This window comes from Pseudomonas sp. p1(2021b), from assembly GCF_020151015.1.
Taxonomy (GTDB): Bacteria; Pseudomonadota; Gammaproteobacteria; order Pseudomonadales; family Pseudomonadaceae; genus Aquipseudomonas; species Aquipseudomonas putida_K.
In genome coordinates this window covers 2,311,069-2,335,210 of record NZ_CP083746.1, presented here as the reverse complement: position 1 = coordinate 2,335,210, position 24,142 = coordinate 2,311,069, and the positions used below count along the sequence as shown (strand labels likewise).

21 protein-coding genes, 1 pseudogene and 1 riboswitch are annotated in these 24,142 nt (G+C 63.6%); of the genes and pseudogenes, 13 read left to right on the top strand and 9 right to left on the bottom strand.

Features of this window, described 5'->3' with window-relative positions; all coding sequences use genetic code 11:
- Positions 1-44 precede the first annotated feature (44 nt).
- Positions 45-1,106, top strand: a complete 1,062-nt coding sequence (locus K8374_RS10810; protein ID WP_224459025.1) for a TerC family protein — start codon at positions 45-47, stop codon at positions 1,104-1,106.
- A 375-nt stretch (positions 1,107-1,481) separates the two neighbouring features.
- On the opposite strand, the gene K8374_RS10805 is transcribed toward K8374_RS10810, so the two are convergent.
- The 3 genes and pseudogenes from K8374_RS10805 to K8374_RS10795 form a co-directional block, all read right to left on the bottom strand.
- Positions 1,482-2,657: an integrase core domain-containing protein gene (locus tag K8374_RS10805; protein ID WP_224459024.1), complete on the bottom strand. Its 1,176-nt coding sequence runs from the start codon at positions 2,655-2,657 to the stop codon at positions 1,482-1,484.
- 338 nt (positions 2,658-2,995) lie between these two features.
- Positions 2,996-4,473, bottom strand: a protein-coding gene (locus K8374_RS10800) for an IS3 family transposase (protein ID WP_411969636.1) whose coding sequence is annotated in 2 segments (ribosomal slippage) — positions 2,996-4,068 and positions 4,068-4,473 — 1,479 coding nt in all. Because the reading frame shifts where the segments join, the coding sequence is not laid out codon by codon here.
- A 662-nt stretch (positions 4,474-5,135) separates the two neighbouring features.
- Positions 5,136-6,350 (bottom strand): annotated as a pseudogene (locus tag K8374_RS10795) (acyl-CoA dehydrogenase); the annotation flags it as partial.
- Between the two features lie 139 nt (positions 6,351-6,489).
- Here K8374_RS10795 and K8374_RS10790 point away from each other — a divergent pair.
- From K8374_RS10790 to K8374_RS10780, 3 genes are all read left to right on the top strand, one after another.
- A complete protein-coding gene (locus K8374_RS10790; protein ID WP_224459022.1) occupies positions 6,490-7,416 on the top strand; it encodes a LysR family transcriptional regulator in 927 nt (308 codons plus the stop codon).
- Between the two features lie 186 nt (positions 7,417-7,602).
- Positions 7,603-8,757, top strand: coding sequence for a cysteine desulfurase family protein (locus K8374_RS10785; protein ID WP_224459021.1), 1,155 nt, complete (start codon positions 7,603-7,605; stop codon positions 8,755-8,757).
- A 169-nt stretch (positions 8,758-8,926) separates the two neighbouring features.
- Positions 8,927-10,375: an MFS transporter gene (locus K8374_RS10780; protein ID WP_224459020.1), complete on the top strand. Its 1,449-nt coding sequence runs from the start codon at positions 8,927-8,929 to the stop codon at positions 10,373-10,375.
- Between the two features lie 54 nt (positions 10,376-10,429).
- Here K8374_RS10780 and nfsB read toward each other — a convergent pair whose 3' ends face one another.
- A complete protein-coding gene (nfsB, locus tag K8374_RS10775) occupies positions 10,430-11,080 on the bottom strand; it encodes an oxygen-insensitive NAD(P)H nitroreductase (RefSeq protein WP_224459019.1) in 651 nt (216 codons plus the stop codon).
- Positions 11,081-11,183: 103 nt separating this feature from the next.
- Here nfsB and K8374_RS10770 point away from each other — a divergent pair, with 103 nt between their 5' ends.
- Positions 11,184-12,083: a LysR family transcriptional regulator gene (locus K8374_RS10770; RefSeq protein WP_224459018.1), complete on the top strand. Its 900-nt coding sequence runs from the start codon at positions 11,184-11,186 to the stop codon at positions 12,081-12,083.
- A 16-nt stretch (positions 12,084-12,099) separates the two neighbouring features.
- Here K8374_RS10770 and K8374_RS10765 read toward each other — a convergent pair whose 3' ends face one another.
- Both K8374_RS10765 and thpR read right to left on the bottom strand, forming a co-directional pair.
- On the bottom strand, positions 12,100-13,305 hold the full coding sequence (locus K8374_RS10765) for a sugar transporter (RefSeq protein ID WP_224459017.1): 1,206 nt from the start codon (positions 13,303-13,305) through the stop codon (positions 12,100-12,102).
- A gap of 223 nt (positions 13,306-13,528) precedes the next feature.
- Positions 13,529-14,074 carry an RNA 2',3'-cyclic phosphodiesterase gene (gene thpR, locus K8374_RS10760; protein WP_224459016.1) on the bottom strand — a complete coding sequence of 182 codons (546 nt, stop codon included), beginning with the start codon at positions 14,072-14,074 and terminating at the stop codon, positions 13,529-13,531.
- Positions 14,075-14,268: 194 nt separating this feature from the next.
- Here thpR and lpxO point away from each other — a divergent pair, with 194 nt between their 5' ends.
- The 4 genes from lpxO (at position 14,269) to K8374_RS10740 (ending at position 18,705) form a co-directional block, all read left to right on the top strand.
- Positions 14,269-15,168, top strand: a complete 900-nt coding sequence (gene lpxO / locus K8374_RS10755; RefSeq protein WP_196146466.1) for a lipid A hydroxylase LpxO — start codon at positions 14,269-14,271, stop codon at positions 15,166-15,168.
- An 81-nt stretch (positions 15,169-15,249) separates the two neighbouring features.
- Positions 15,250-15,594 carry a carboxymuconolactone decarboxylase family protein gene (locus tag K8374_RS10750; protein ID WP_224459015.1) on the top strand — a complete coding sequence of 115 codons (345 nt, stop codon included), beginning with the start codon at positions 15,250-15,252 and terminating at the stop codon, positions 15,592-15,594.
- A gap of 57 nt (positions 15,595-15,651) precedes the next feature.
- Positions 15,652-16,221 carry a GNAT family N-acetyltransferase gene (locus K8374_RS10745; protein WP_224459014.1) on the top strand — a complete coding sequence of 190 codons (570 nt, stop codon included), beginning with the start codon at positions 15,652-15,654 and terminating at the stop codon, positions 16,219-16,221.
- A 41-nt stretch (positions 16,222-16,262) separates the two neighbouring features.
- Positions 16,263-16,469: riboswitch (cobalamin riboswitch) on the top strand.
- 109 nt (positions 16,470-16,578) lie between these two features.
- Positions 16,579-18,705, top strand: coding sequence for a TonB-dependent receptor (locus tag K8374_RS10740; RefSeq protein WP_224459013.1), 2,127 nt, complete (start codon positions 16,579-16,581; stop codon positions 18,703-18,705).
- Between the two features lie 177 nt (positions 18,706-18,882).
- Here the strand turns inward: K8374_RS10740 and cobF are convergent, their stop codons facing one another.
- A complete protein-coding gene (gene cobF / locus K8374_RS10735; protein ID WP_224459012.1) occupies positions 18,883-19,632 on the bottom strand; it encodes a precorrin-6A synthase (deacetylating) in 750 nt (249 codons plus the stop codon).
- 63 nt (positions 19,633-19,695) lie between these two features.
- On the bottom strand, positions 19,696-20,985 hold the full coding sequence (locus K8374_RS10730; RefSeq protein WP_224459011.1) for an OprD family porin: 1,290 nt from the start codon (positions 20,983-20,985) through the stop codon (positions 19,696-19,698).
- A 358-nt stretch (positions 20,986-21,343) separates the two neighbouring features.
- Between K8374_RS10730 and K8374_RS10725 the strand changes: the two genes are divergently transcribed.
- From K8374_RS10725 to K8374_RS10715, 3 genes are all read left to right on the top strand, one after another.
- The gene (locus K8374_RS10725) at positions 21,344-21,706 is read left to right on the top strand and encodes a histone-like nucleoid-structuring protein, MvaT/MvaU family (RefSeq protein WP_224459010.1); all 363 of its coding nucleotides are present in this window, start codon (positions 21,344-21,346) and stop codon (positions 21,704-21,706) included.
- A gap of 222 nt (positions 21,707-21,928) precedes the next feature.
- On the top strand, positions 21,929-22,450 hold the full coding sequence (gene gloA / locus K8374_RS10720) for a lactoylglutathione lyase (protein ID WP_084857481.1): 522 nt from the start codon (positions 21,929-21,931) through the stop codon (positions 22,448-22,450).
- A 97-nt stretch (positions 22,451-22,547) separates the two neighbouring features.
- On the top strand, positions 22,548-22,796 hold the full coding sequence (locus K8374_RS10715) for a hypothetical protein (RefSeq protein WP_084857480.1): 249 nt from the start codon (positions 22,548-22,550) through the stop codon (positions 22,794-22,796).
- Between the two features lie 78 nt (positions 22,797-22,874).
- On the opposite strand, the gene K8374_RS10710 is transcribed toward K8374_RS10715, so the two are convergent.
- Positions 22,875-23,696 (bottom strand): shikimate 5-dehydrogenase, encoded by an 822-nt coding sequence (locus K8374_RS10710; protein WP_224459009.1) that lies wholly within the window; start codon positions 23,694-23,696, stop codon positions 22,875-22,877.
- A gap of 175 nt (positions 23,697-23,871) precedes the next feature.
- Here K8374_RS10710 and K8374_RS10705 point away from each other — a divergent pair, with 175 nt between their 5' ends.
- Complete coding sequence (locus K8374_RS10705) at positions 23,872-24,054, top strand: hypothetical protein (protein WP_224459008.1); 183 nt, start codon at positions 23,872-23,874, stop codon at positions 24,052-24,054.
- Positions 24,055-24,142: the final 88 nt, after the last annotated feature.

The window sequence follows — 24,142 nt, the reverse complement described above, 5'->3', positions numbered from 1 at the left end:
CGGATCACTGTTGCCATGCAACGTCGACATTCAAGGAGGGGCTCATGACGGCTCTGCTCACATTCCTCACCACCCCATTCCTCGGTACCAGCGCCTGGTTGTGGCTGGTGTTCGTCGCCATCGTCATCGCCTTGCTGGTGCTGGACCTTGGCGTGCTGCACCGCAAGGACCGGGAAATCGAAATGCGCGAAAGCCTGCTGCTGTATGCCGGCTATTTCAGCGTGGGCGTACTGTTCGGGGCGTGGGTCTGGTACGAGCTCGGTGCCCAGTCGGCGCTGGAGTTCTACACCGGGTTCCTGGTGGAACAGTCGCTGTCGATGGACAACGTGTTCGTCATGGCGATGATCTTCGGCTTCTTCGCCATCCCCCGCCGCTACCAACATCGGGTGTTGTTCTGGGGCATCCTCGGCGTGGTATTCCTGCGGGCGATCATGATCGGCGTGGGCGCGGCGCTGGTGCAGCACTTCGCCTGGGTGCTGTATCTGTTCGGCGCCTTCCTGCTGTTCACCGGGGTGAAGATGGCCCTGTCGAAGGAAGACAGCCACCCCGACCTGGCCAATAACCCGGTGCTGCGCTTCGTGCGCCGGCACATGCGGGTCACCGAGCAGATCCACGGCCCACATTTCTTCGTGCGGCTCACCCCGCCCGGCCACAGCACCGCCCTGCGCCATGCCACACCGCTGTTCCTGGCCTTGGTGCTGATCGAGCTGGCGGACCTGGTGTTCGCCGTGGACAGCGTGCCGGCCATCTTCGCCATCACCCAGGACCCGTTCATCGTCTACACCTCGAACATCTTCGCCATCCTCGGGCTGCGTTCGTTGTACTTCGCCCTTGCGGCGCTGATGCACCGTTTCGTCTACCTCAAGTACGCGCTGGCATTGGTGTTGATCTTCATCGGCTGCAAGATCTTCTACCACGGCATGGTCGGCAAGGTACCGGCGTTACTGTCGCTGGGCGTGACGTTCGGGTTGCTGCTAGGCGGGGTACTGTTGTCGCTGTTCAAGACCCGCGCCGCTTCCCCGTCCACGGCCCGGGATGGCGATGCGCGGCCGCCCAAGCAGGCCACTACCCAGGCGCCGCAGGAAGAGAAGACCGGAGCGCCCTGAACCCAACGAGTGTGTGTCGCTGATCTGTGGGAGTGGCGGTGCGGCGATCCCACAGCCCCTGTAAAATCAATGAGTTATGCGTTGTTCTATGAAGGGGGCTTGCCCCCCCGATTACGATCGAAAGATCACCGTCATTCCTACTGAATAAACGCCGCCAGCCCAGGCGCCGCCAAACGCGACGTCAGGAGGCCGAGTGGAAGCCTTGTGCAGGTGGGTGCCAGGCAGGGATGCCTGGCAAGCGGCGCAGGGCCATGGATGGCCCTTCGCCGCGCCCCGCCGGAGCAAGGCTGGAGCGAGGGAACCCCGGAGCGCAGCGCAGGGGCCGGATGCAGGAGCCATGTACGGGTCACCCACATGGGTTACATAAAAGTTCACTCACATAGGTGACACCTTGAGCGTCACATAGCCATCAATGGCATCACGCACATCGATCCTACCGAGGACGATTGGACCGAAAATAACATCCCAGAGTCCGTCTCCAACTTGCTCCAGCCCAATGGTCTGGTGCTTCAGTACGTAACCTACGTAGATCCTCAAGCCTCGGCGGCTGACGATGCCGCAACCGTCAATTGGCAAGCTCTCGATATGGCTGGGATAAATCATCTCAGGCAGCTTTTCAGGGAATGGGCGCGGCGAAGGTTGGTAACAGGACGCCGGCGTTCTTTGTTCCAAGGCTTCGTGCAACCGTTCGTAATTGTAATGCTGCCGAAACCGATCAAAGTGCCGTTGTTGAGCCTCCCATGCTATTGCTGGTGGCGATGGGAGCGTGCTCTTGAGAGTCCGATGCATGCGTTCATGCCGGCCATTCTGCTCAGGTCTGCCAGGTGCGATGCGCTCGGGAATAATGCCCAGACGCAACCACCAGATCGACAGTTGGGAAAGACCTGCGCGTCCTTTGCTGGCGAACGGTACGCCGTTGTCGGTTCGGATACGCTCAGGCAGCCCATTTTCACGGAATACATCAGTAAATACCGCCTGCGTTTCCAGGAAGTTCGTGTTTGCCATGCTGTGGCAGGCAAGCAAGAAGCGACTGGCGTGATCCATGATCGTCAACGGATAGCACCAGACGCCTGCCCCTGTGCGGAACTGGCCCTTGTAGTCCGCACTGAACAGCTGATTGGGCAACTCCGCTTTTTCCAGTGGCTTGGGATAGATGGCCACACGCTGACGTAGACGCCGCGGCTTGATCAGTTCGGCTTTCTTGAGGATGTTGTAGATCGCGGTCTTTGAGGGTGGCGCCTGATCAGGAAAGCGCTCCTGCAACGCTGCCTGGATTTTTTTGGGCCCAGGCACCGTCTCCCCCTGACCGCGCAGTTCCACAATGGCCTCGCGGACCGCAACGGGTACAACCCAGTCCTGGGTCAACCGGCGTCGGCTGCGCTCCTCCAAGCCTGCCGGGCCCTCTTTCTCGTATCGCTCGACCCATTTGTAGCCGGTCTTTCGACTGATCTCGTAGGCCTCACACAGGGCGCTGAAGCTAGGCGGCCCCTGCAGGTAGTCCGCGATGAAAAGCATTTTCAGGTCCATAGGTGTTAGCTCTCGCCACGGCATGGTCAGATCCTCGAAAACCGACCTTGCCAGTTAAAGACTGTTACCTATGTGCGTGAACTGATTTGTAACCCATCTGGGTGAGTCATACCGCCAGCGTTTTTTGGTTACTTTTTGTCGCGTTTGACAAAAAGTGACCCGCCGTAAGGGCGGAAAGGTGAGTGTGCGTCGCCATCGCAAACGAACTGTTCGCTTAAATCAACACCAACGATTCAACAAACACCGAGCGCATGGGAATCGCGAAAACTCCATTCGCCATGGAGGCGCTCACTCACCTTTTCGCCTTTACGGCGACCTACTTTTGCTCTTCGGTGCGCGTCAAGGTAGTTGTCGTGTCTGGTTTAGCCGGTTCGCTTTTGCTCTGGATCTCGCTCGCGATTCAGGTACACATGGTTAGGCAATTTCCAGTTACGGACTTCTCGAACCCATCGTCCTGGATTCTGACGCCGCGCTGCTTCGTATAACTGTTCACGCTGCCTAAGTGACGCGCCATCTTGACCTTGATGTCGCTGCGAAGGGGTGACGTATTTGAGCGCGCTATGACGGTGTTCATTGTTGTACCAGGCAGCAAACTGCATTACCCACATACGAGCTTCATCGAGCGACCCAAAAGGCAAGCTGGGCCACCGTGAGCAGTATTTAGCCGTGCGAAATAGCGCCTCGGCATAGGCGTTGTCATTACTGACCCGTGGGCGACTGAAGGATGGCAGAACACCAAGGTTACGCAGCGCGGCGAGCATCGTCGCGCCTTTCATCGCGCTGCCATTGTCTGAATGAAGCACCAATGTATCCGGGCGAATCCCTTCACGTAAGCAGGCACGCTCCAGCAGGATACTGGCATGCTCAGCACTTTCTGCTTCGTGTACTTCATTCATGACCAGCTTGCGACTGTAGATATCTTTGACCATATACCAATAGAAAAAACGGCCTTTGACCGTACTCGGTAACCAAGTGATGTCCCAACACCAAACCTGATTGGGCCCACTCGCCCTATGGGTCGTGAGCGGTCTGGCTTGTGGTCTTCGACTCCGCCCACGTCTGTGTGCTTGGCCCGCTGACTTGAGCACTCGGTAAAAGGTCGATTCCGAGGCTAGGTAGAGGCCTTCATCTGCTAACTTCGGCACGATTTCATGCGGTGTGAGGTCGGCACAATCAGGGCGATTGGCTGCTTCCAAAATGGCCAAGCGTTCGCACTCGCTGAGCTTGTTGGCTGGTTCAGGACGGGCCGCTCCAGGCCGCCCATCCTCAGGTTGATGGCGCCACCGTTGCACAGTTCGCTCAGTGAGCCCCAACTCCTCACAGGCTGCACTTTGACGAGCGCCTGCTCTTACTGCGGCGTCAATCAACTGAAGGGCTGCTGTGCGATCTGCAGCACTGGTCATTCGTCCTCGTCCTTGCCCCAGATCGCATCGGCCTTTTTTCGCAGTACCAACAACGCTGCCGTTTCTGCCAAAGCCGCTTCTTTACGCCGTAACTCACGCTCCAATTGCTCGATCCGTTTGACCGATGCGATATCTTTGACGGGCTCTTGCTGGGGCGGAGTATTAGCCTGCTCACAAGCTACACGCCACAGCACCAGATCCGCCGGCAAGATACCTGCACTACGGCAGTATTCCGAGATCTCCGCTTCACTCATCGCGGCTGTCTGAAGCACTGCTCTGAACTTGTCAGCGCTGCTCCAGCGCCCGTTGCGTTTACCTGTTCCTGCCATCTGTGCTCCCTGGGTCTTGGCCTCATTGCGCCAAACCCGAAGTGTGACAGCAGTAATGCCTGTTTGCTTAGCCAACTCTACGACCGTACGGTTGATAGGTGCCGACATTTGCTGCAACGCCCAGGCTTTCTCCTCAGCGGTATAACGTCGTTGTTTCATGAGACAGTCCTACGCCCTCCATCTATTGAGACGGGCGACAACTATCCTGACATGGAGGGTCTTGGGCAAAAGTAGGCAAAAACCGCTGGCTCCTGCATCCGGCCCCTGCGCTGCGCTTCGGGGTTCCCTCGCTCCGGCATTACTCCCGGCGGGGCGCGGCGAAGGGCCATCCATGGCCCTGCGCCGCTTGCCGGGCATCCATGCCCGGCACCCACCTCCGTAATGCCTCCACTCGGCCTCCTGACGTCGCGTTTGGCGGCGCCTGGACTATCGCGTAGGAAAAAGCAAAAGCAAAAGCGGCCCCTTGAGTCTGGAGGGGCTCCACCGTCTGAGGGCTTGGGGCTGCTTTGCAGCCCATCGCAGGCTGTCGCCAGCTCTCATAGAACAACGCATAACTCATTGATTTGACAAGGTCTGTGGGAGCGGGCTTGTCCCGCGATCAAGGGCGAAGCCCTTGCCATACAACCGCGGTGGCTGGGTCGGCCCAATCACGGGACAAGCCCGCTCCCACAGAGACCGCACAGTTCTTGGGCTCGCGCTGTCCCCGCGATAGGCTGCGCAGCAGTCGCAGACGAGGCACACCAATCGGCAAGGCGCTCACTGTCCGCTACGAGCATCTCCCTGGGCACATACTTGCCGATCTCGTACTTGCCCACGGCCGCCCGGTGCACCTCGTCCGGCCCGTCGGCCAGGCGCAGGGTGCGCTGCATGGCATACATGTAAGCCAACGGGAAATCGCCGCTGACCCCCGCCCCGCCATGCAGCTGGATCGCCCGGTCGATCACCTTCAACGCCACGTTCGGCGCCACCACCTTGATCTGCGCGATCTCGCTGCGGGCCACCTTGTTGCCGACGGTGTCCATCATGTAGGCAGCCTTGAGGGTGAGCAGTCGCGCCATGTCGATCTCCATGCGCGAGTCGGCGATCTTGTCGACATTGCCGCCCAGGCGTGCCAATGGCCGGCCGAAGGCGGTGCGCGCCACCGAACGCTTACACATCAGTTCCAGCGCACGTTCGGCCATGCCGATCGAACGCATGCAGTGGTGGATGCGACCAGGCCCAAGCCGCCCCTGGGCGATTTCGAAACCACGGCCTTCGCCGAGGATCACGTTCTCATAAGGTACCCGCACCTGCTCGAACAGCACCTCGGCATGGCCGTGGGGCGCATCGTCGTAGCCGAACACCGGCAGCGGGCGGACGATCTTCACCCCGGGGGCGTCGGTGGGCACCAGGATCATGGAGTGCTGCTGGTGGCGTGGCCCGTCCGGGTTGGACAGGCCCATGAAGATCATCACCTTGCAACGCGGATCACAGGCACCGGAGGTCCACCACTTGCGCCCGTTGATGACCCACTCGTCACCATCACGCACGGCGGTGGCCGCCATGTTGGTGGCATCCGAAGAGGCCACGTCCGGCTCGGTCATGGCGAACGCCGAGCGGATCTCGCCGCGCAGCAGCGGCTCCAGCCACTGGCGCTTCTGCGCCTCGCTGCCGTAGCGCACCAGCACTTCCATGTTGCCTGTGTCCGGTGCCGAGCAGTTGAACGGCTCGGGCCCCAGCAACGAGCGGCCCATGATCTCGGCCAGTGGCGCATATTCGAGGTTGGACAGCCCCGCGCCATATTCCGACTCGGGCAGGAACAGGTTCCACAGCCCCTCGGCGCGGGCCTTGGCCTTGAGCTGTTCCATGATCGCGGTGGGCTGCCAGCGGTCGCCCTCGGCGACCTGGCGCTCGAACACCGGCTCGGCGGGGTAGACATAGGCGTCCATGAACGCAGTGACGCGCTCGCGCAATGCCTGGACCTTGGGCGAATAGGCGAAATCCATCGGGGCTACCTTCACAGGCTGGAGAACATGGACCTGAGCCTAGAGCAACAGCCAGCCATCCACCTAGTCTATTTTCCGCGTGTATAAACATTCATAAGCAATATATGATCGGCCCATAACTCCAACAAAGAGCGGCGCCATGAACCTCAGCAAGGTCGACCTCAACCTGTTCATCGTTTTCGATGCCATCTACACCGAAGCCAACCTGACCCGCGCCGGGCAGATCGTCGGCATCACCCAGCCGGCGGTGTCCAATGCCCTGTCGCGCCTGCGCGAGACCTTCAACGACCCGCTGTTCGTACGTACTGCCCAAGGCATGGTGCCCACGCCCATGGCCCAGAACATCATCGGCCCGGTGCGCAATGCCCTGGCCCTGCTGCGCACCTCGGTGCAGGAAAGCCGCGTGTTCAACCCCCAGCAAGCGAACAAGACCTTCCGCATCAGCATGACCGACCTCACCGAGGCGGTGATCCTGCCTCCCTTGTTCCAGCGTCTGCGCCGCCTCGCCCCGGCCCTGATGATCGAAAGTTTCCTGTGCAAGCGCCGCGAAACCACCAAGGAACTGGCCGCCGGACGCCTGGATTTCGCCGTGGACGCGCCGCTGAACACCGACCCGCAGGTGCGCCACGTCAAGCTCATGCAGGACCGCTTCGTCTGCGCCTTGCGCCCGGGCCATCCGTTGGCCGAAGGCAAGCTGACCCTGGACAACTACCTGGCCATGACCCACATCCACATCTCCAGCCGCCGCAACGGCCTGGGCTATGTCGACCTGGCCCTGGGCAAGATGGGCGTGCAACGCAAGATCGCCCTGCGCTCGCAACACTATCTAATGGCCTCCCAGGTGTTGCAGCAAACCGACATGGTGATGACCGTGCCGGAGCGCTTCGCCCGCCGTCATCAATTGCGTCATCTGCCGCTGCCGGTGGAAGTACCGCCCTTGGAAACCCACCTGTACTGGCACGAAAGCACCGACCAGGACCCGGCCAACCGCTGGATGCGCGAGCAGATCACCGAGCTGTGCGAACGGGTGCTGGCGGAGGAAGAAGCCGCCCCCGAACCTGCTTGATCTGACCTACGGCCGAGGCTATCGCGCCGGCACCTATAAAAACGTTCTACACAACCCGTACAACCTAGAAAATTTTTCTCGAATAGGCGACGCGAGACGTTCACAAGGCAAAAAGCGTTTCCAGCGCGCTGGCTACGATGGCTCCATCGATCGCCACTTCCAGGCGACATGCACGGACTCGCCAACATGCCCAGCGCCCCACTCTACTTCGATTACGCCGCCACCACCCCCGTCGATGCCCGTGTCATCGAGGCCATGGTCACCTGCCTGGGGCAGGATGCACACTTCGGCAACCCGGCCTCCAGCGGCCACGCCTACGGCCAGGCCGCCCGCGAGCTGGTCGAGCAGGCCCGTCGGCAGGTCGCCGAACGCGTGGGCGCAGACCCAGCCGAGCTGGTCTGGACGTCCGGCGCCACCGAATCCAACAACCTGGCGCTCAAGGGTATCGCCCAGGGTGCCGGGCAGCCGGGCCACCTGATCACCAGCCAGCTGGAGCACAAGGCGGTGCTCGATACCGCAGCCGAGCTGGAACGCCTGGGCTGGGCGGTCACGCGCCTTGCGCCGGACAGCGATGGGCTGATTCAGCCACAGGCCGTGCAGGCGGCATTGCGCCCCGATACCCGCCTGGTGTCGCTGATGGCGGTCAACAATGAACTGGGTACGGTCACCGACTTCGCCGCCATCGGCGAACGGGTGCGAGCCCATGGCGCGTTGCTGCATGTCGACGCCGCCCAGGCCGTGGGCAAGGTGGCGATCGACCTGGCCCGCCAAGCGGTGGACCTGATGTCGTTCTCCGCCCACAAGGCCTACGGCCCCAAAGGCATCGGCGCGCTGTATGTCGGCCCCCGTGCCCGTACGCTGCTGCACGCACAAATGCATGGCGGTGGCCATGAGCGTGGCCTGCGCTCCGGCACCCTGGCGACCCACCAGATCGTCGGCATGGGCAGTGCCTTCGCCTTGGCCGGCGCGCCTGGCGACAGCGAACACCAGCGTATCCAGCGGCTCAGCGAACGCCTGCGCCAGGGGCTCCTGGTCCTGCCGGATGTCAACCTTAATGGCAGCGCCGAACAACGCATCCCCCATACCTTGAACCTGTGCATCGACGCCAAGGGCTTCAACAGCGCCGCGCTGGCGAGCGAATTGGCCGTGTCCTCGACCTCGGCTTGCAACTCGGCGGCCAATGCCGCCTCCCATGTGCTGCTGGCCCTGGGGCTGGACGAGGCACGGGCGCGCAAGTGCGTGCGGATCAGCCTGGGGCGCTTTACCCGCGAGGAGGATGTCGACAGGGCCATCGAGGTATTTGGCCGTGTGGTCACGGCGGCTTCAGCGGCGTTGTGGTGAGTCGGGTAGGTCTCGGGGTAGGTGGTGGCAGTGAGATCGAGCGCCGCCCGCGCGGCGCTCGGTCTCACAGGCATCGGAACCGTGACACCGAACGCTCAAAACATGAACTCTCCCCCCGCCAGCGGCTCAACTGCCATGCGCACATTCGCCAGCAGACAGGAGCCCCTGGGTGCCCGAATCCCCGACCGGTCGCGCCTACCGCACCGATATCCCCGCCCGCCTCGACCGCCTGCCCTGGACCCGCTTCCACACGCTGCTGGTCCTGGCCCTGGGCATCACCTGGCTGCTCGATGGCCTGGAGGTGACCCTGGCAGGTTCGGTGTCCGGCGCGCTCAAGGACAGCCCGGCGCTGCAGATGAGCAACACCGAGATCGGCCTGGCGGGCGCCAGCTACATCGCCGGTGCCGTACTCGGCGCCCTGCTCTTCGGCTGGCTGACCGACCGCCTGGGCCGGCGCAGGCTGTTCTTCGTCACTCTGATCCTGTACATCGGCGCCACGGCCGCGACCGCGTTTTCCTGGAACCTGTGGAGCTTCCTGCTGTTTCGCTTTCTCACCGGCGCCGGTATCGGCGGTGAGTACACCGCGATCAACTCGACCATCCAGGAATTCACCCCGGCCCGCTGTCGCGGCTGGGTGGACCTGACCATCAACGGCACCTTCTGGCTGGGCGCCGCCCTCGGCGCGGTGGGGTCGGTGGTGCTGCTCGACCCAGCGCTGGTAGGCGGTGAGCTGGGCTGGCGCCTGTGTTTCGGCATCGGTGCGGTGCTGGGCTTGGCGATCCTGCTGATGCGCCTGTGGATCCCTGAAAGCCCACGCTGGCTGTTGATCCACAACCAGCCGGAACAGGCCGAACGTATCGTCGCCGGCATCGAGCGTCAGTACCGCGCGCGTGGCATCGCGCTACCCGCCATCGAAGGCCCGCCCCTGCGCCTGCATGCCCGTGACCACACGCCCTTGGGCGAGGTCGTGCGCTGCCTGTTCGGCGCACACCGGCGGCGGGCACTGGTCGGCCTGACCCTGCTCGGCGCCCAGGCGTTCTTCTACAACGCCATCTTCTTCACCTATGCCCTGGTGCTCACCGATTTCTACGGGGTACCGTCCGAGCGCATCGGCTGGTACGTGCTGCCCTTCGCCCTGGGCAACTTCTGTGGGCCACTGTTGTTGGGCAGGCTGTTCGATGTGTGGGGGCGGCGCCTGATGGTCAGCGCCACGTACTTGGTGTCCGGCGTGCTGCTGGGCATCAGCGGGTACCTGTTCCAGCAGCAACTGCTCGACGTCACCCAGCAGACGCTGGCCTGGATGGTGATTTTCTTCTTCGCCTCCGCCGCGGCAAGCTCGGCCTACCTGACCGTGGCCGAGACCTTCCCACTGGAAATCCGCGCCCTGGCCATCGCCGTGTTCTATGCCTTCGGCACCGGCCTTGGCGGACTGGCCGGGCCAGCATTGTTCGGCGCCCTGATCGAGACGGGAGAACGCACGAACGTGCTGTATGGCTATTTGATCGGTGCCGGCTTGATGATCTTCGCCGCGCTGGTGCAGGCGCGCTGGGGGACGGCGGCCGAGCGCAGGTCGCTGGAGCAGGTGGCGCGCCCATTGTCCCAGGCGCGGGAGGAATGACCGGCCAGGTGCGTGGCACCTGCCCGGTTTTTCATGCGATGGCGTGCCGCCCCCTCAGAGGAAGGTGAACACCTGCGACGCTGGCAACCGCGACTTGCTCAGCCCAGCGTTGAAGTCTTCTTCGCTGCGGTAGCCCAGGCTCAGCACCACCACGCTGGTGAAGCCCTGCTCACGCAGGCCCAGCTCGGCGTCCAGTACCTTGCTGTCGAAGCCTTCGATGGGCGTGGCGTCCAGGCCATGGGCTGCAGCGCCGAGCAGCGCGGTACCGAACGCCAGGTAGGTCTGTTTCTCCATCCAGTGCTGCAGGTCCTTCTGGTCGAAGCGGTGCAGATTGACGTAGCCGCGACGGGTCTGATCCTGGCCGGCCTTAGCCTGCTCGGTCGGGAAGCGCCCGTCGGCGGCTTCCTGGGCCAGTACCGCCTCCAGGTGGGCTTCGGTCATGTCGGTACGGGCAGCGAAGACGATCACATGGGATGCGTTGAGGATTTTCGGCGTGTTGTAGGCAAAGGCCTCGGTGGCCTTGGCGATGCGTGCCTTGCCTTCAGCGCTGTCGGCCACCACGAAGTGCCAAGGCTGGGAGTTGACCGAGGAGGGGCTGTGGCGCAGCTGCTCGAGCAGCGCGTCGATGGTCGCCTGGGGAATGCGACGGCTGGCATCGTAGGCTTTGGTGGTGTAGCGGCGCTTGGCCAGGGCAACGGTATCCATCAGGGAAACTCCTCAAGGGAACAGAATGTGCCGGGCATCTTATCTTTCCTGGGAAAAAGAAAAAGCGGCACAATGCAACAACACTTTCATCCCTGGAGTGAAAATGCTGCGCATCACCGACCTCGAACTGTTCGTGCGCAGCAGTGCACTGGGCAGTTTCACCGCCGCAGCCCTGGAGGCGGGCGTGCTGCCTGGGCAGGTGGCGGCGGCGATCAAGCGCCTGGAGCGCGAGCTGGACGTGCGCCTGTTCGCCCGCACCACCCGCAGCCTGCGCCTGACCGCCGAAGGCGAGCTGTACCTGCCCACGGCCCACAGCGTGCTCGATACCCTGCGCCAGGGCCGCGACAACCTGCACGGTGCCCATAGCACCCTGCGCGGGGTGCTGCAGGTGTCGGCGCCCTCGGACCTGGGTCGTAATATCCTGCTGCCCTGGCTCAGTGCGTTTCGCCGCGAACACCCTGACCTGAGCCTGCGCTTCTTTCTCTCCGACCAGATCGCCGACTTCGCCCGCGACCCGGTGGACGTGGCTATCCGCTATGGCCTGAACCAGGACGCCAACTACATCGCCCTGCCCCTGGCGCCCTGGAACCGCCGGGTCCTGGTGGCCTCGCCGGGCTACCTGGCGCGCCATGGCCGGCCCCGCACGCTCGATGAGCTGCAACAGCACGCGTGCCTGCTGTACCTGCAGATGGGCCGGGTGTACGACCGGTGGCGCCTGGGCAGTCGCAGCGTGCAGGTGCGCGGCCCGTTGTTCAGCGACGATGCCGATGTGGTGCGGCGCTGGGCCCTGGAAGGCGAAGGGATCGTCTACAAATCGTGGCTGGATGTCAGCGCCAATGTGGCTGCGGGCGAGCTGGAAGTGTTGCTGCCCGAGCACCTTGGCGAACCGACGCCGGTGACGCTGGTGTGTCCCCACCGCAAGCAGCTGTCACCTGCCGTGTCGCAGCTGCACCTGTGGCTGCGTGAGCGCTTCGCCGCGCTGCAGCCACCCGGTGCGCCATGACCGGCGCCGACAAGGCTCAGCCCTGTTTGCCCAGGGCTTCACGAAAGCGCGCGGTACTGGCTGCGGCCAACACCAGCCCGACCACCGCGACAGCACCGCCCACCAGGCCGATATAGGCCACATCCAGCTGGCTGCTGACGATGCTGCCCAGCAGCGCACCGCCGCCGATGCCGATGTTGTAGATCCCCGAGAACAGCGCCATCGCCACATCGGTGGCATCCGAGGCGAGCTTGAGGGTCTTCGATTGCAGCGACAGGCTGAAGCTCAGGATCGCCACGCCCCAGACCATGCTCAAGGCGGCGAACACATAGAAATTGCCCGACAGCGGGAACAGCAGCAGCAAGCAGGACGCCAGGGCCGCGATCGCCGCCACCAGGAAGCCATGGGGGAAGCGGTCGCTGTAGCGGCTGAACAACAGCGAGCCGAAGACCCCCGCGCCACCGAACAGCAACAGCAGCAGCGTGGTGCGCTCACCACCGATCTGCGCCACGTGCAAGGCAAACGGCTCGATATAGCTGTAGGCGGTGAATTGCGCGGTGATCACCAGCGTCACCAGCAGGTAGGTGATCACCAGTGCCGGGCGCTTGAACAGGATCGGCAGGCTGCGCAGGGAGCCGGAGTTCTGGCTGGGCAACAACGGCAGCGATTTCATCAGGCAGAGCATGGTCGCCAGCGCCACCCCGGCAATGCTCAGGAACGTCACACGCCAGCCAAGGGCTTCGCCCACCACCCGGCCCAGGGGGATACCCATGACCATCGCCAGGGTCGTGCCGGTGGCCAGCAGGCCCAGGGCCTTGGCCTGTTGCCCTGGTGGCGCCACACGCACTGCCAGCGAGGCGGTGATGGCCCAGAACACCGCATGGGACAGGGCAATGCCGATGCGGCTGACCAGCAGCATGGCGAAACTCTGGGACAGCCAGGACAACAGGTGGCTGACAATGAACACCAGGAACACGAACAGCAGCAGGCGCCGGCGTTCGATGTTGCGGGTCAGCAGCATCATCGGCAGCGACGCCAGGGCCACCACCCAGGCATAGATGGTCAGCATCAGCCCGACCTGGGCGGTGGTCATCTCGAAGCTGCGGCCGATGTCACTGAGCAGCGCCACCGGGACGAACTCGGTGGTATTGAAGATGAAGGCCGCCAGGGCCAGGGCAATAACGCTCAGCCAGCTGCCGGTACCGGCGGTTGGCGGCAGAACACTAGGGGTAGGTCCGTTCATGGAAGGGTTGTTGATCTCCGAATACAAGGCGATAGGCCGCCCATCACCCGCTCGGTTCAAGGCCGGTGATGCACGGTTTTGTTATTGGAAGGAATGCCGGCATGGTACGCATCGCGTCTGGGCCCCACAACCCTTGAGAGGCGGCATCGGTCTTGAGGCAGGTGCTGCCCGTGCCTTGGGCGCCCAGCTATTGGTCAACGCCGAGGCGCAGCCGGCCTGACGGTCAATTCGCCAGGGGCCACTCGGCCAACGGCCAGTAGCGCCCCTTGCGTGACTCATAGAGGGTGAAATGCCGGGCGGTGAGGAAGAATTCCGGCGCTGCCGCCGCTTCCGGTACCTGGGCACGATAGTCCCGGGACAAGGTCAGGTGCGGCCGGTATTCCCGGCCCTGCCCGGCGATGCCCAGCGGCAGCACGGCCTGCTCCAGGGCATAGACCAATCGGCGCAAGGCCGGCGGCGTATCCTGCGGCTCCAGCACCAGCACATTGGCCCGTGGCCATACCTGCAAGCGGTCCAGGGTCAGGCGCAGCGGCGTGTCCGGCCCCTTGAGGCTGTCGACGGCCGCGCACAGCGCCGGCACCAAGGCCGCGTCCACGTCCCCCAGGAACAGCAAGGTCAGGTGAAAGTTTTCCGCCGGCACCGGCTTGCCGCTGCGCAAGCCCAGCCCTCGGCGCCACTGCGCCATGGCCCGGCGTTGGGCATCGGTCACCGGCAGGGCGAAGAACAACCGCTTGAAAGGTTGCCCTTTTTCCCGTTCATCCACTGGCATTGGCAAGGGTCCTGTTGCTTAGGCATGGCTGCATCATCGCACAGGCACACCTGCGCCTCACCCCTCATAGCGGGTACCGCCTCGTACCAATGTCTGCCTGGCAATCTGAGATTAATCCTACAAAGCGCCACCATGATTGTTTATGCTGGCGGGCTCAAGCCATGACGCGTGGCCATTTCGACAAGCATCCGTCCATGAAAATCGCACTCGTACTGATCTTCGCCCTCTCGATCGCCTATGTTCACCTGCGCGGTCGGGTTCGCCATAAACTGACCCGCCAGCTGGGTGACCACTCCAGCTTCCTCGCCCCGGTCAATGCCTTCCTGTACCTGTTCTCCCGGCACCCGGCCAAGCCCTACCTGCCGGTGGAGGCGTTCCCGGAGTTGCAGCCGCTGAAGGATCACTGGCAGGAAATCCGCGAAGAAGCCCAGCAGTTGCTGCACGTGGGTGAAATCAAGAAATCCGACAACTACGACGACGTCGGCTTCAACTCGTTCTTCAAGACCGGCTGGAAGCGCTTCTACCTGAAGTGGTACGGCGAGAGCCACCCTTCGGCCATGAAGCTGTGCCCCCGCACCACCGAACTGCTGCAGGGCATCGGTACGGTCAAGGCGGCCATGTTCGCCACCCTGCCGCCGGGCGCCAAGCTGGTACGTCACCGTGACCCCTATGCCGGCTCCTACCGCTACCACCTGGGCCTGGACACACCGAACGACGACGGCTGCTACATCGACGTCGATGGTCAGAAATATTCCTGGCGCGACGGTGAGGCGGTGGTGTTCGACGAGACCTACATCCACTACGCCGCCAACACCACCGAGCACAACCGCATCATTCTGTTCTGCGATGTCGAGCGCCCACTCAAGTACCGCTGGGCGACCGCCTTCAACCGCTGGTTCAGCCGCAACGTCATGGCCGCCGCCGCCGCGCCCAACGATGCCAATGACAAAACCGGCGGCATCAACCGCCTGTTCACCCGCATCTACAAGATCCGCGAACGCGGCAAGGCGATGAAGAAACGCAACCGTACCCGCTACTACCTGGAGAAGTGGGCTGTGGTCGCGGCGCTGGTGCTGTTCTTCATCTACATCTGACCCGGCTCATGAGAGGCGGGCAAGGGTAGAATCTTCGACTAGCCTGAAAGCTCCTGTTGCCAACCCTGCAAGGTGAAGACGATGAGCATGATGGACTGGGACGCCTACCGTAAGCAGTTGATGGCCGGCATCGGCGATCTCAAGCAGCTGTCCCCCGACACCGTGGCCGGCTACATGACCGCCAGCGGTGCGGGGGCCAAGACCAACCACCTCGATGCCAAGACCCGCGAGCTGATCTCCCTGGCGGTGGCCGTCACCACCCGCTGCGATGGGTGCATCGCCGTCCACTCCCAGCAGGCCGTCAAGCACGGCGCCACCCGCGAGGAAATCGCCGAAGCCCTTGGCGTGGCCGTGGCGATGAATGCGGGCGCTGCCCTGGTGTATTCGGCCCGGGTCATGGACGCTGTGGGCAAGGCCAACGATTGACCGTACCGGCGCCGCCCTGCGCGGCGGCGCCGGGCCAACCGACTCCACGGAGCTGCAATGATTCACATCCGCCCCATGACGCCAGAAGACTTCGAGCACTTCTGGCCGACCTTCCAGGCCATCGTCCAGGCCCGCCAGACCTACGCCTTCGACCCCGACCTCAGCTTCGAGCAAGCTCGCCACCTGTGGCTTTCGCTACCGCTGCGCACCCTGGTGGCCGAAGCCGACGGCCAACTGCTGGGCTCGTACTACCTCAAGGCCAACGCAGCAGGCCCCGGCAGCCATGTCGGCAACTGTGGCTACATGGTCGCCGAGGCAGCCCGCGGTCGTGGCGTGGCGCGGCTGATGTGCGAACACTCGCAGAAGCTGGCACGCCAGGAAGGCTTCCTGGCCCTGCAGTTCAACTCGGTGGTGGCCAGCAACGAAGTGGCCGTGGCGCTGTGGCACAAGCTGGGTTTCGAGACTGTCGGCCGGCTGCCCAAGGCCTACCGCCATGCCCAGCTGGGGCTGGTGGACTGCCTGGTGATGTACAAATGGCTGGCCGATGAACCGGTGGTGGAAAAGCCGCCGCTGCTGATCGGGCGCAAGAACATCGAAGCCCGCGTCTCGCGCCGTCGCGGTCGCTGACCCCTCCCCTGCGCATTTGACTCCCTCGCCAATCGATGGTCAGATGCGCGCCAGTTTCAGGTGTCCTGCGCCGCCGCGCGCAGGGTGAAACGGGAAGCCGGTGCGTCCTTTGCAGGACAAGTCCGGCGCTGCCCCCGCAACGGTAAGCGAGCGAACCCTTCGACAAACCACTGTGCCTGTGCATGGGAAGGTGAAGGCGTTCATGACCCTCGCAAGCCCGGAGACCGGCCTGAAGCTTCGTTGGCAACCCCGCGGTGGGCGGGCGCAGGCCGGTTTCGCGTGCGCCCCTGCGTGCGCGATAGGTCTCCATGCGTTGTTTCCACCGGGATCCATTCCTTCCTGCAACTGTGGAACGACATGTCCCGTACCTACAAGCTTCACACCCTGGCGGCCTGCCTGGCCGTCGCCCTGCCGGCCTGGCCCGATGAGCCCGACGGCCAGGCCCTGACACTACCCTCTACAGCGATCACCGAGGCCCTCGACCCGCAGGCCATCGACCTGGGCACCCCGACCCAGGCCGGCTCGCGCCTGGGCCTGAGCGCGCTGGAAACGCCGGCCAGCACCAGCACCATCAGCGCCGAGCAGATCCAGAGGCGTAACAACGCCACGCTCCAGGACGCCGTGACCCGCTCGCCCGGCATCACCTTCACCGGCAGCCCAGGCGACGGCAACACCGGCCTTTCGGCTCGGGGTTTCGAAGGCCAAAGCTCGGTGATGACGCTGTTCGATGGCTCACGCCTGTACAGTGGCGCAGGCACCCTGACCTTCCCGGTCGACCCATGGATGATCGAACGGGTCGAGGTGATCCGTGGGCCGGCCTCGGTGCTCTACGGCGAAGGTGCCACCGGCGCGGTGGTCAATGCGATCCCGAAGAAGCCGTTCGCCGGGCCGGTGCACAACCACCTGCGCCTGGGCTACGGCGCCTGGGACCGGCAACAGCTGGGCCTGGACAGCGGGGGCAGCCTTGGAGAGCGGCTGAGCTATCGGGTGACCCTGAACCGGCAGGCCGGCAACGGCTGGGTCGAGCGCACCGACTCGCGCAGCCTGGCCCTGAGCGCCGCCCTGCGCCTGGACGCCAGCGACGACCTGAGTTTCACTCTCGCCCACGAACGCGGCGACGCGGAACCGGCCAACTACTACGGTACCCCACTGATCGATGGACATTACCGCAGCAGCCTGCGCAAGAAGAACTACAACATCGACAATGATGTGCAGCGCTACCATGACGAGTGGACCCGCCTGAACAGCGACTGGCACCTGAGCGAAAACCTGTCGGCCAGCAACCAGCTGTACTACATCAAGAGCCGGCGACACTGGCGCAATGCCGAATCGTACACCTGGAACCCAGCCGAAGGCGTGCTCGAACGTGGTAGTTTCCTGGAGATCAAGCACAACCAGGAGCAGTTCGGCGACCGTCAGAGCTTCACCTTCGACCACACCCTGTTCGGGCTCGCCAGCAAGACCGTGATCGGCGCCGAATACAACAAGATCCGCTTCAACGTCGACAGCAACGCGCCCTACGTCGACGGCAACGTGGATGCCCTGGATCCCTGGAACCCCGCGCCAGGCCGGTTCCACAGCCATTCGCCGACACGTCCCCAGACCTTGTCCAGCACCCATACCTTCGCCACGTTCCTGGAAAACCGCACCGCGTTGAGCGAACGGTTGGCGCTGGTGACCGGTGTGCGCCGCGACCAGAACCATGTCGATCGCAATGACCTGGCGAACGGCACCCGCAGCGACCGCAGCCTGCGCGGTGGCAACTGGCGCGCCGGCCTGGTGTTCGCGGTCACGCCGGATCTGTCCCTGTATGGCCAGCACTCCACCAGCGAAGACGGCATCGGCGACCTGCTGACGCTGCGCCCGGAGCAGCGCTACGACCTGACCAAAGCCAGGCAGACCGAACTGGGCCTCAAGCAGCGCTTCTGGGATGGCCGGGGCGAATGGACCTTGGCTGCCTACCACATCGTCAAGCACAAACTGCTGGTCGCCGACCCGGTGAACCATGGCCTGCAGCAGGCCGGCCAACAGACCTCCGACGGCCTGGAAGCGTCCGTGGAGCTGGCATGGGCCAACCAATGGCAGGTCTCGGCCAACGCCTCGGTGGTACGCGCAAGGTTCGACGACTATCTCGAGCACACCGCAACCGGCATCATGGACCGCGCCGGCAACCGCCCGGCCAACGTGCCACGACGCACGGCCAACCTATGGGTGAGCAAGGGTCTGGGCCAGGATGTCGAAGCCGGCTTTGGGTTGCGTTACGTGGACCAGCGCTACGACAGCGCGGCCAACCAGGGCAGTGTTCCGGGGTATACGGTGGTCGATGGCACTATCGGCTGGCAGGTCTTGCCGGCTGTGCGCCTGGGGCTGCAGGTGAACAACCTGTTCGACCGCGAGTATGCGGCCTCCTACCTCTACACCAGCGACCAATGGCTGCTGGGCGCGCCCCGGTCGTATTTCGCCACCGTGGACTACACCTTCTGAGCCCGAAGCCAGCGCCGCCCCTGTAGGAGCGGGCTTGTCCCGCGATTAGGCCGGACCTGCCATCGCGGGTGGCGGCAAGGGCTTCGCCCTTGATCGCGGGACAAGCCCGCTCCTACAGGGATCGCGCCCGTTTCTCTCCCTGGTGCCGACGATGGAGCATGAAGGTGAAACAGCGGATCACCGCCCACGCCGCAACAGGTAGGTATCCATGATCCACCCCTTGCGCTGGCGCATTTGCTCCCGCACCTGGAGTATCTTCGCCTTGACCTGCAGCAGCGGCCCGGCGACCAGGACCTCATCCTCGGTTCCCAGGTACGCCCCCCAGTAGATCGTCAATGCCGGGTCGTCCAGGTCAGCAAAGGCACACTGCCCGTCCAGCATCACCACCACATTGTCGATCCGACCCTGCTCGGCCAGGCGCCTGCCCGGCAGCACGGTCAGCGGCTCGCCGATGCGGTTCAGCGGTACCTGATGTCGGGCGGCCAGGGCCTGTACGCTGCTGATACCCGGGATCACCTCCAGCGCAAGGGCCAAGCCGCGCTCCCGGACCAGGTCCAGCACGCGCAAGGTGCTATCGTACAGCCCAGGCTCCCCCCAGAGCAGGAACGCGCCGACATCGCCAGACCCCAGCTCGTCCTCGAGCAGACGGCCATACAAGGCCGCTCGCTGTCGGTGCCAATACTGCACCGCACCGACATAGTCCGCCGCCTGCCCATCACGCCTGGGGTCGGCCACTTGCACCAGGCGGTAGCCACCGGCCGGAACGTAGCGCTTCAGGATCATCGTGCGCAGGCGCGCCAGCTCGTCCTTGTCGGGGCCCTTGTCCAGGATGAAGAACACCGTGGCGCGTCGCAGCGCCTCCACGGCCTCGAAGGTGACCTGGCGGGGGTCGCCAGGCCCGATGCCAATCAGCAGAAGGTGTTTCATCGCCCTGCCCGCGCGAATGCCTGCGCCCATTGTCGGCCGGTCGCCGGGGTTTGGCAAAACGCCCTACAGGATCGAGAAGTTGTAGCTGACGATGACCCGCGTCTCGTCCATGTCCCGCGCCCACCGCTCATAGTTGCTGCGGTAGGTGGAGTTGCGCAGGCGCACGCTCAGGTCCTTGAAGGTACCGCCCTGCACCTGGTACTTGAGCTCGGTATCGCGCTCCCATTCCTTGCCTTCAGCGGTGCTGCCGGGGACCTTGATATGGTCACCGTTGATGTAGCGGGTGAAGAAGGTCAGGCCGGGCACGCCGAGGGCCTTGAAGTCGTAGTCATAGCGTACCTGCCAGGAGCGCTCCTGGGCGGCGGCGAAGTCGTTGACCTGGGCGTAGTTGACCAGGTACGGGTTGCTGCCGTCGAGGTACGGCATGGCGCTCTCGCCATACATGCGCTGCCAGCCGGCACTGATCTTGTGCCCACCCAGGCTGTAGCCGAGCATGCCGCTGAAGGCGCGGTGGTCGATCTCGCCAGCGCGGGCGTTGCCGATGTCGTCGCTCTTGATCAGGCGCAGGTCCGCCGACACGCTGCCCAGCGCCAGCGGCTGGGTAGCCACCAAGCCCAGGAACTGCTGACGGTAGATGTTCTCCAGGCGCGACACCTGGTACTGGCCGCTGAGGCGATCGCTGAAGCGGTAGTCGACGCCAGCCAGGTCGAAGTGATCGGCCTCGGTGTCGCAGGCGTAGCGCTTGTTCTTGCAGTGCACGCGAATGTCCTGGCGGTCGGTGGAGTCTCGCGCCGTGTACTGGTTCAGACGCGCCAGGGTGAATTTCAGGTCGCTCACCTCCTCGGAGGTGAGCATGGCGCCATGGAACATCGTCGGCAGCAGGCGGCCGTCGTTGTACTTGAGCAAGGGCATGTCCGGCATCATCGAGCCATAGCGCAGTACCGTGCGGGACACCTTGACCTTACCGGCCACCCCCAATTTGGCGTACTGGTCGACCGAGCGGCGCGGGTCATGGCCGGACGCCGGCAACAGGCCGCTGTTGCTGTCCGCCGGGCTCGAGTCGAGCTTGAAGCCGACCATGCCCAGGGCGTCCACGCCAAAGCCCACCGGGCCCTGGGTGTAACCGGACTGCACATTCAGGATGAACCCCTGCGCCCATTCTTCGCGCTTGGACGCCCCTTGGCTGGAACTGCTGTGGCCATCACGGAAATCCCGGTTGAAATAGACATTGCGCGCCTCGAGCTTGGCAGTAGTGTCTTCAAGAAAACCGGCGGCCTGGGCTTGGGCACCGACACACAGGAAGAACAGGCCGGCAACTCGACGCCCGGGGGCAAGGGGAAACGGGGCAAACATGCGAAAGGAACATCCAGAACAAAGCGAAAACCACCCAGGGCAGCACACCGCCCCGGCACTACAAGACCGTCGGCAAATACCCCGGCCAGCGTCCTGGATGATCGCTCAGCCGCTCTAGACCAAGCCATAGGACCATGGTCTAGGTCGACCTCAAGAGCACGATGAAAACCGCCGTGAATACCGCACGAAAAACTAGCAAAGTTCCGTGATTACTTATAAAAAGTTTGCGGTTTACCCTCATGAGTTCGAAGACTACACTCGATATCAGCGAACAGCTTTACCCATCCTCGTGGCCGGCGTTTATGGCTTTCTTGTATGTTCGTCACGCCCCGCCACGGTACTTACAGGAGTGATGACAGTGTCCAGACTTGCAGAGTTTCGTGCTGCCGAAAAAGCTCTCCAGGAACAAATGGCGCAACTGGAGGCGATGAAAAAGGATGCCGGCCTAAAACGCGAAATCGAATTCGAGCAGAAACTAGTCGGCCTGATGAAAAGCTATGACAAGAGCCTGCGCGACATCATCGCCATCCTCGACCCCAAGGCGGCCTCCCGGGCCCCGACCGCAGCGCCCAAGCAGCAACGCCGCCCCCGCGTGGTGAAGGTGTACGAGAACCCGCACACCGGCGAGCTGATCGAGACCAAAGGCGGCAACCACCGCGGGTTGAAGGCCTGGAAAGAGCAATACGGCGCCAAGACGGTGGAAAGCTGGGTACGCACATGAAACATCCACGCGTACTTCACACTTTTTTCACATCGACGCGCGCAGTATCGAACCAGCTAAAGGACTAGCGACCCCATCACGCGCCCGCACATGCGGGCCTCTAATTCCAGCGCCCTGCACTCGTGCAGGGCGCTTTCATTTGCGCTCACGCCTCACTGCCGTATCATGGCCCACCTGTCTTTACCGCCAGGGCCTGTCCCTGGCCTCGTTCCTGGAGCACCCATGAGCCTGCACGATCTGCAAACCCTGCCAGGCGTTACCGCCAAGCCGGACGCCGCCACCGCCCGTTTCGTCTTCAATCACACCATGCTGCGGGTCAAGGACATCGAGAAGTCCCTGGACTTCTACACCCGCGTGCTGGGCTTCAGCCTGGTGGACAAGCGCGACTTCCCGGAAGCAGCGTTCAGCCTGTACTTCCTGGCCCTGGTGGACCCTGCACAGATTCCGGCCGATGACGCCGAACGCCACCAGTGGATGAAGTCCATCCCCGGCATCCTCGAGCTGACCCATAACCATGGCACCGAGAACGACCCGGCATTCGCCTACCACGACGGCAACACCGACCCGCGCGGTTTCGGCCACATCTGCATTTCGGTACCGGACGTACGCGCCGCCTGCGAGCGCTTCGAAGCCCTGCAGGTGCCCTTCCAGAAGCGCCTGAGCGACGGCCGCATGAAGCACCTGGCCTTCATCAAGGACCCCGACGGCTACTGGGTGGAGATCATCCAGCCAACCGAGCTCTGAGCCCGCCGGCAAGACACGCTCGTCGGGCCGGGAACCCTCGGCCCCTCGCTGTGGTATATGGAATAGACCTGTTCCAAGCCACAGCGAGGTAAGGACGATGCAAACCCTTCACTGTGAATACCGCGACCACACCATCACCGCCAGCGTGATGACCCACCCAGGGTCGCCCCTGCCGTTTGCCGCCGGTTGCCTGATCACCGACCCGGAAGGTCACACCAGCAGGCGCCTGTCACTGCCGATGAAGATGGCGTTCCTGTCCGACCTTGAGAACGCCCAGCACGCAGCCCTCGCCCATGGCCGATGGTTGGTGGACCAGCAGCTCGACGGCGATCACCAGGTATTCTGATCCATTCATCGAGGCAGCAACACGATCTCTTGTGGGAGCGGCGGGTACAAGCCCGCCCCCACAGGTGTTCCCAAAAGCTCAGGGCTGCCGCGCATAGGCAACCGCCTGCGCCACCTGCTCGTCGGTCGGCCGCACGCCGGTGTAGAGTACGAACTGCTCCAGCGCCTGCAAGGCGATCACCTCCAGCCCGGTGATCACCGGTTTGCCCAGCGCCTCGGCACGGCGGATCAGCGGCGTGCGCGCCGGCATCGCCACCACGTCGAACACCCGCTCGGCCGCCGCGATGGCATGTTCGGCAAAGGCCAGCTCATCCGCCTCGGGCCCGCCGGCCATGCCGATCGGCGTCACGTTTACCAGCATCGGCGGGCACAGGTCGCCCAGCTCTGCCTGCCAGCGGTACCCGCACACATCGGCCAGTTGCCGGCCGGCCTGCTCGTTACGCGCCACGATGATCCCTTCACGCAAGCCCGCATCGCGCAAGGCGCTGGCCACCGCCTTGGCCATGCCGCCGCTGCCGCGCAGGGCGAACGCTGTGTTCGGATCCACCTGGTGCCGCTCCAGCAACTGGCGCACCGCCAGGTAGTCGGTGTTGTAGGCCTTCAGATGGCCGTGGGTATTGACCAGCGTATTGACCGAGTCGATGGCCGCAGCGGACGGGTCGACCTCATCGACCAAGGCCATGCAGGCCTCCTTGTAGGGCATGGAGATGCCGCAACCGCGGATGCCCAACGCACGGATACCCGCCACTGCCGCCGGCAGGTCCTGGGTGGTCATGGCCTTGTAGTAGTAGTCCAGGCCCAACTGCCCATACAAGTGGTTGTGAAAACGCACCCCGAACGTACCGGGCCGCCCGGCCAGGGAAATGCATAGCACGGTGTCTCTGCTCGGTGGAATCGCCATTGCCTGCTCCTTTGCTGGGGCTGAATCGATTGCGCAGCGTAGCAGACGCAACCGCCTGGGAGCACCCGGGCCCGGATATGGAAGTTGATAAAGCTAATGACCACTATCGAGGGCGTTGATTTCACCTGGCCCTGGCCTGCCGATAAGGTAGCGCCATGTCACACAGGAGGTCCCCATGGCCACTATCCAGATCATGTCCGTCATCGGCAGTGCCGTACCCGCCACGTTGCGCGCACAAGGCTTGCTGGCGTGCTGGTACCTGACCCGCAATGGCGAGACCGTCAGCGGACCGCTGACCTCCCGGACCACGGCCCAAGCGTTGGCTGACCGCCTGCAGGCCACGAGCCTGCTTGCCTGAGCGAATTTTCGTTGTGCGTTTGCTCCCTTGACGCTCTCCTTGCCCGCCTTTTCAGGCGGGCTTTTTTATGTCGCCAGCCCGCCTTCTC

Coding starts and splice junctions, on each gene's coding strand:
- K8374_RS10740 (WP_224459013.1), top strand. CDS start 16,579: ATGTCCCGTACCTACAAGCTTCACACCCTGGCGGCCTGCCTGGCCGTC.
- K8374_RS10710 (WP_224459009.1), bottom strand. CDS start 23,696: ATGGCGATTCCACCGAGCAGAGACACCGTGCTATGCATTTCCCTGGCC.
- K8374_RS10805 (WP_224459024.1), bottom strand. CDS start 2,657: ATGCCGTGGCGAGAGCTAACACCTATGGACCTGAAAATGCTTTTCATC.
- K8374_RS10770 (WP_224459018.1), top strand. CDS start 11,184: ATGCTGCGCATCACCGACCTCGAACTGTTCGTGCGCAGCAGTGCACTG.
- K8374_RS10790 (WP_224459022.1), top strand. CDS start 6,490: ATGAACCTCAGCAAGGTCGACCTCAACCTGTTCATCGTTTTCGATGCC.
- K8374_RS10705 (WP_224459008.1), top strand. CDS start 23,872: ATGGCCACTATCCAGATCATGTCCGTCATCGGCAGTGCCGTACCCGCC.
- K8374_RS10715 (WP_084857480.1), top strand. CDS start 22,548: ATGCAAACCCTTCACTGTGAATACCGCGACCACACCATCACCGCCAGC.
- lpxO (WP_196146466.1), top strand. CDS start 14,269: ATGAAAATCGCACTCGTACTGATCTTCGCCCTCTCGATCGCCTATGTT.
- K8374_RS10785 (WP_224459021.1), top strand. CDS start 7,603: ATGCCCAGCGCCCCACTCTACTTCGATTACGCCGCCACCACCCCCGTC.
- thpR (WP_224459016.1), bottom strand. CDS start 14,074: ATGCCAGTGGATGAACGGGAAAAAGGGCAACCTTTCAAGCGGTTGTTC.
- K8374_RS10730 (WP_224459011.1), bottom strand. CDS start 20,985: ATGTTTGCCCCGTTTCCCCTTGCCCCCGGGCGTCGAGTTGCCGGCCTG.
- K8374_RS10745 (WP_224459014.1), top strand. CDS start 15,652: ATGATTCACATCCGCCCCATGACGCCAGAAGACTTCGAGCACTTCTGG.
- nfsB (WP_224459019.1), bottom strand. CDS start 11,080: ATGGATACCGTTGCCCTGGCCAAGCGCCGCTACACCACCAAAGCCTAC.
- K8374_RS10750 (WP_224459015.1), top strand. CDS start 15,250: ATGAGCATGATGGACTGGGACGCCTACCGTAAGCAGTTGATGGCCGGC.
- K8374_RS10810 (WP_224459025.1), top strand. CDS start 45: ATGACGGCTCTGCTCACATTCCTCACCACCCCATTCCTCGGTACCAGC.
- cobF (WP_224459012.1), bottom strand. CDS start 19,632: ATGAAACACCTTCTGCTGATTGGCATCGGGCCTGGCGACCCCCGCCAG.
- gloA (WP_084857481.1), top strand. CDS start 21,929: ATGAGCCTGCACGATCTGCAAACCCTGCCAGGCGTTACCGCCAAGCCG.
- K8374_RS10765 (WP_224459017.1), bottom strand. CDS start 13,305: ATGAACGGACCTACCCCTAGTGTTCTGCCGCCAACCGCCGGTACCGGC.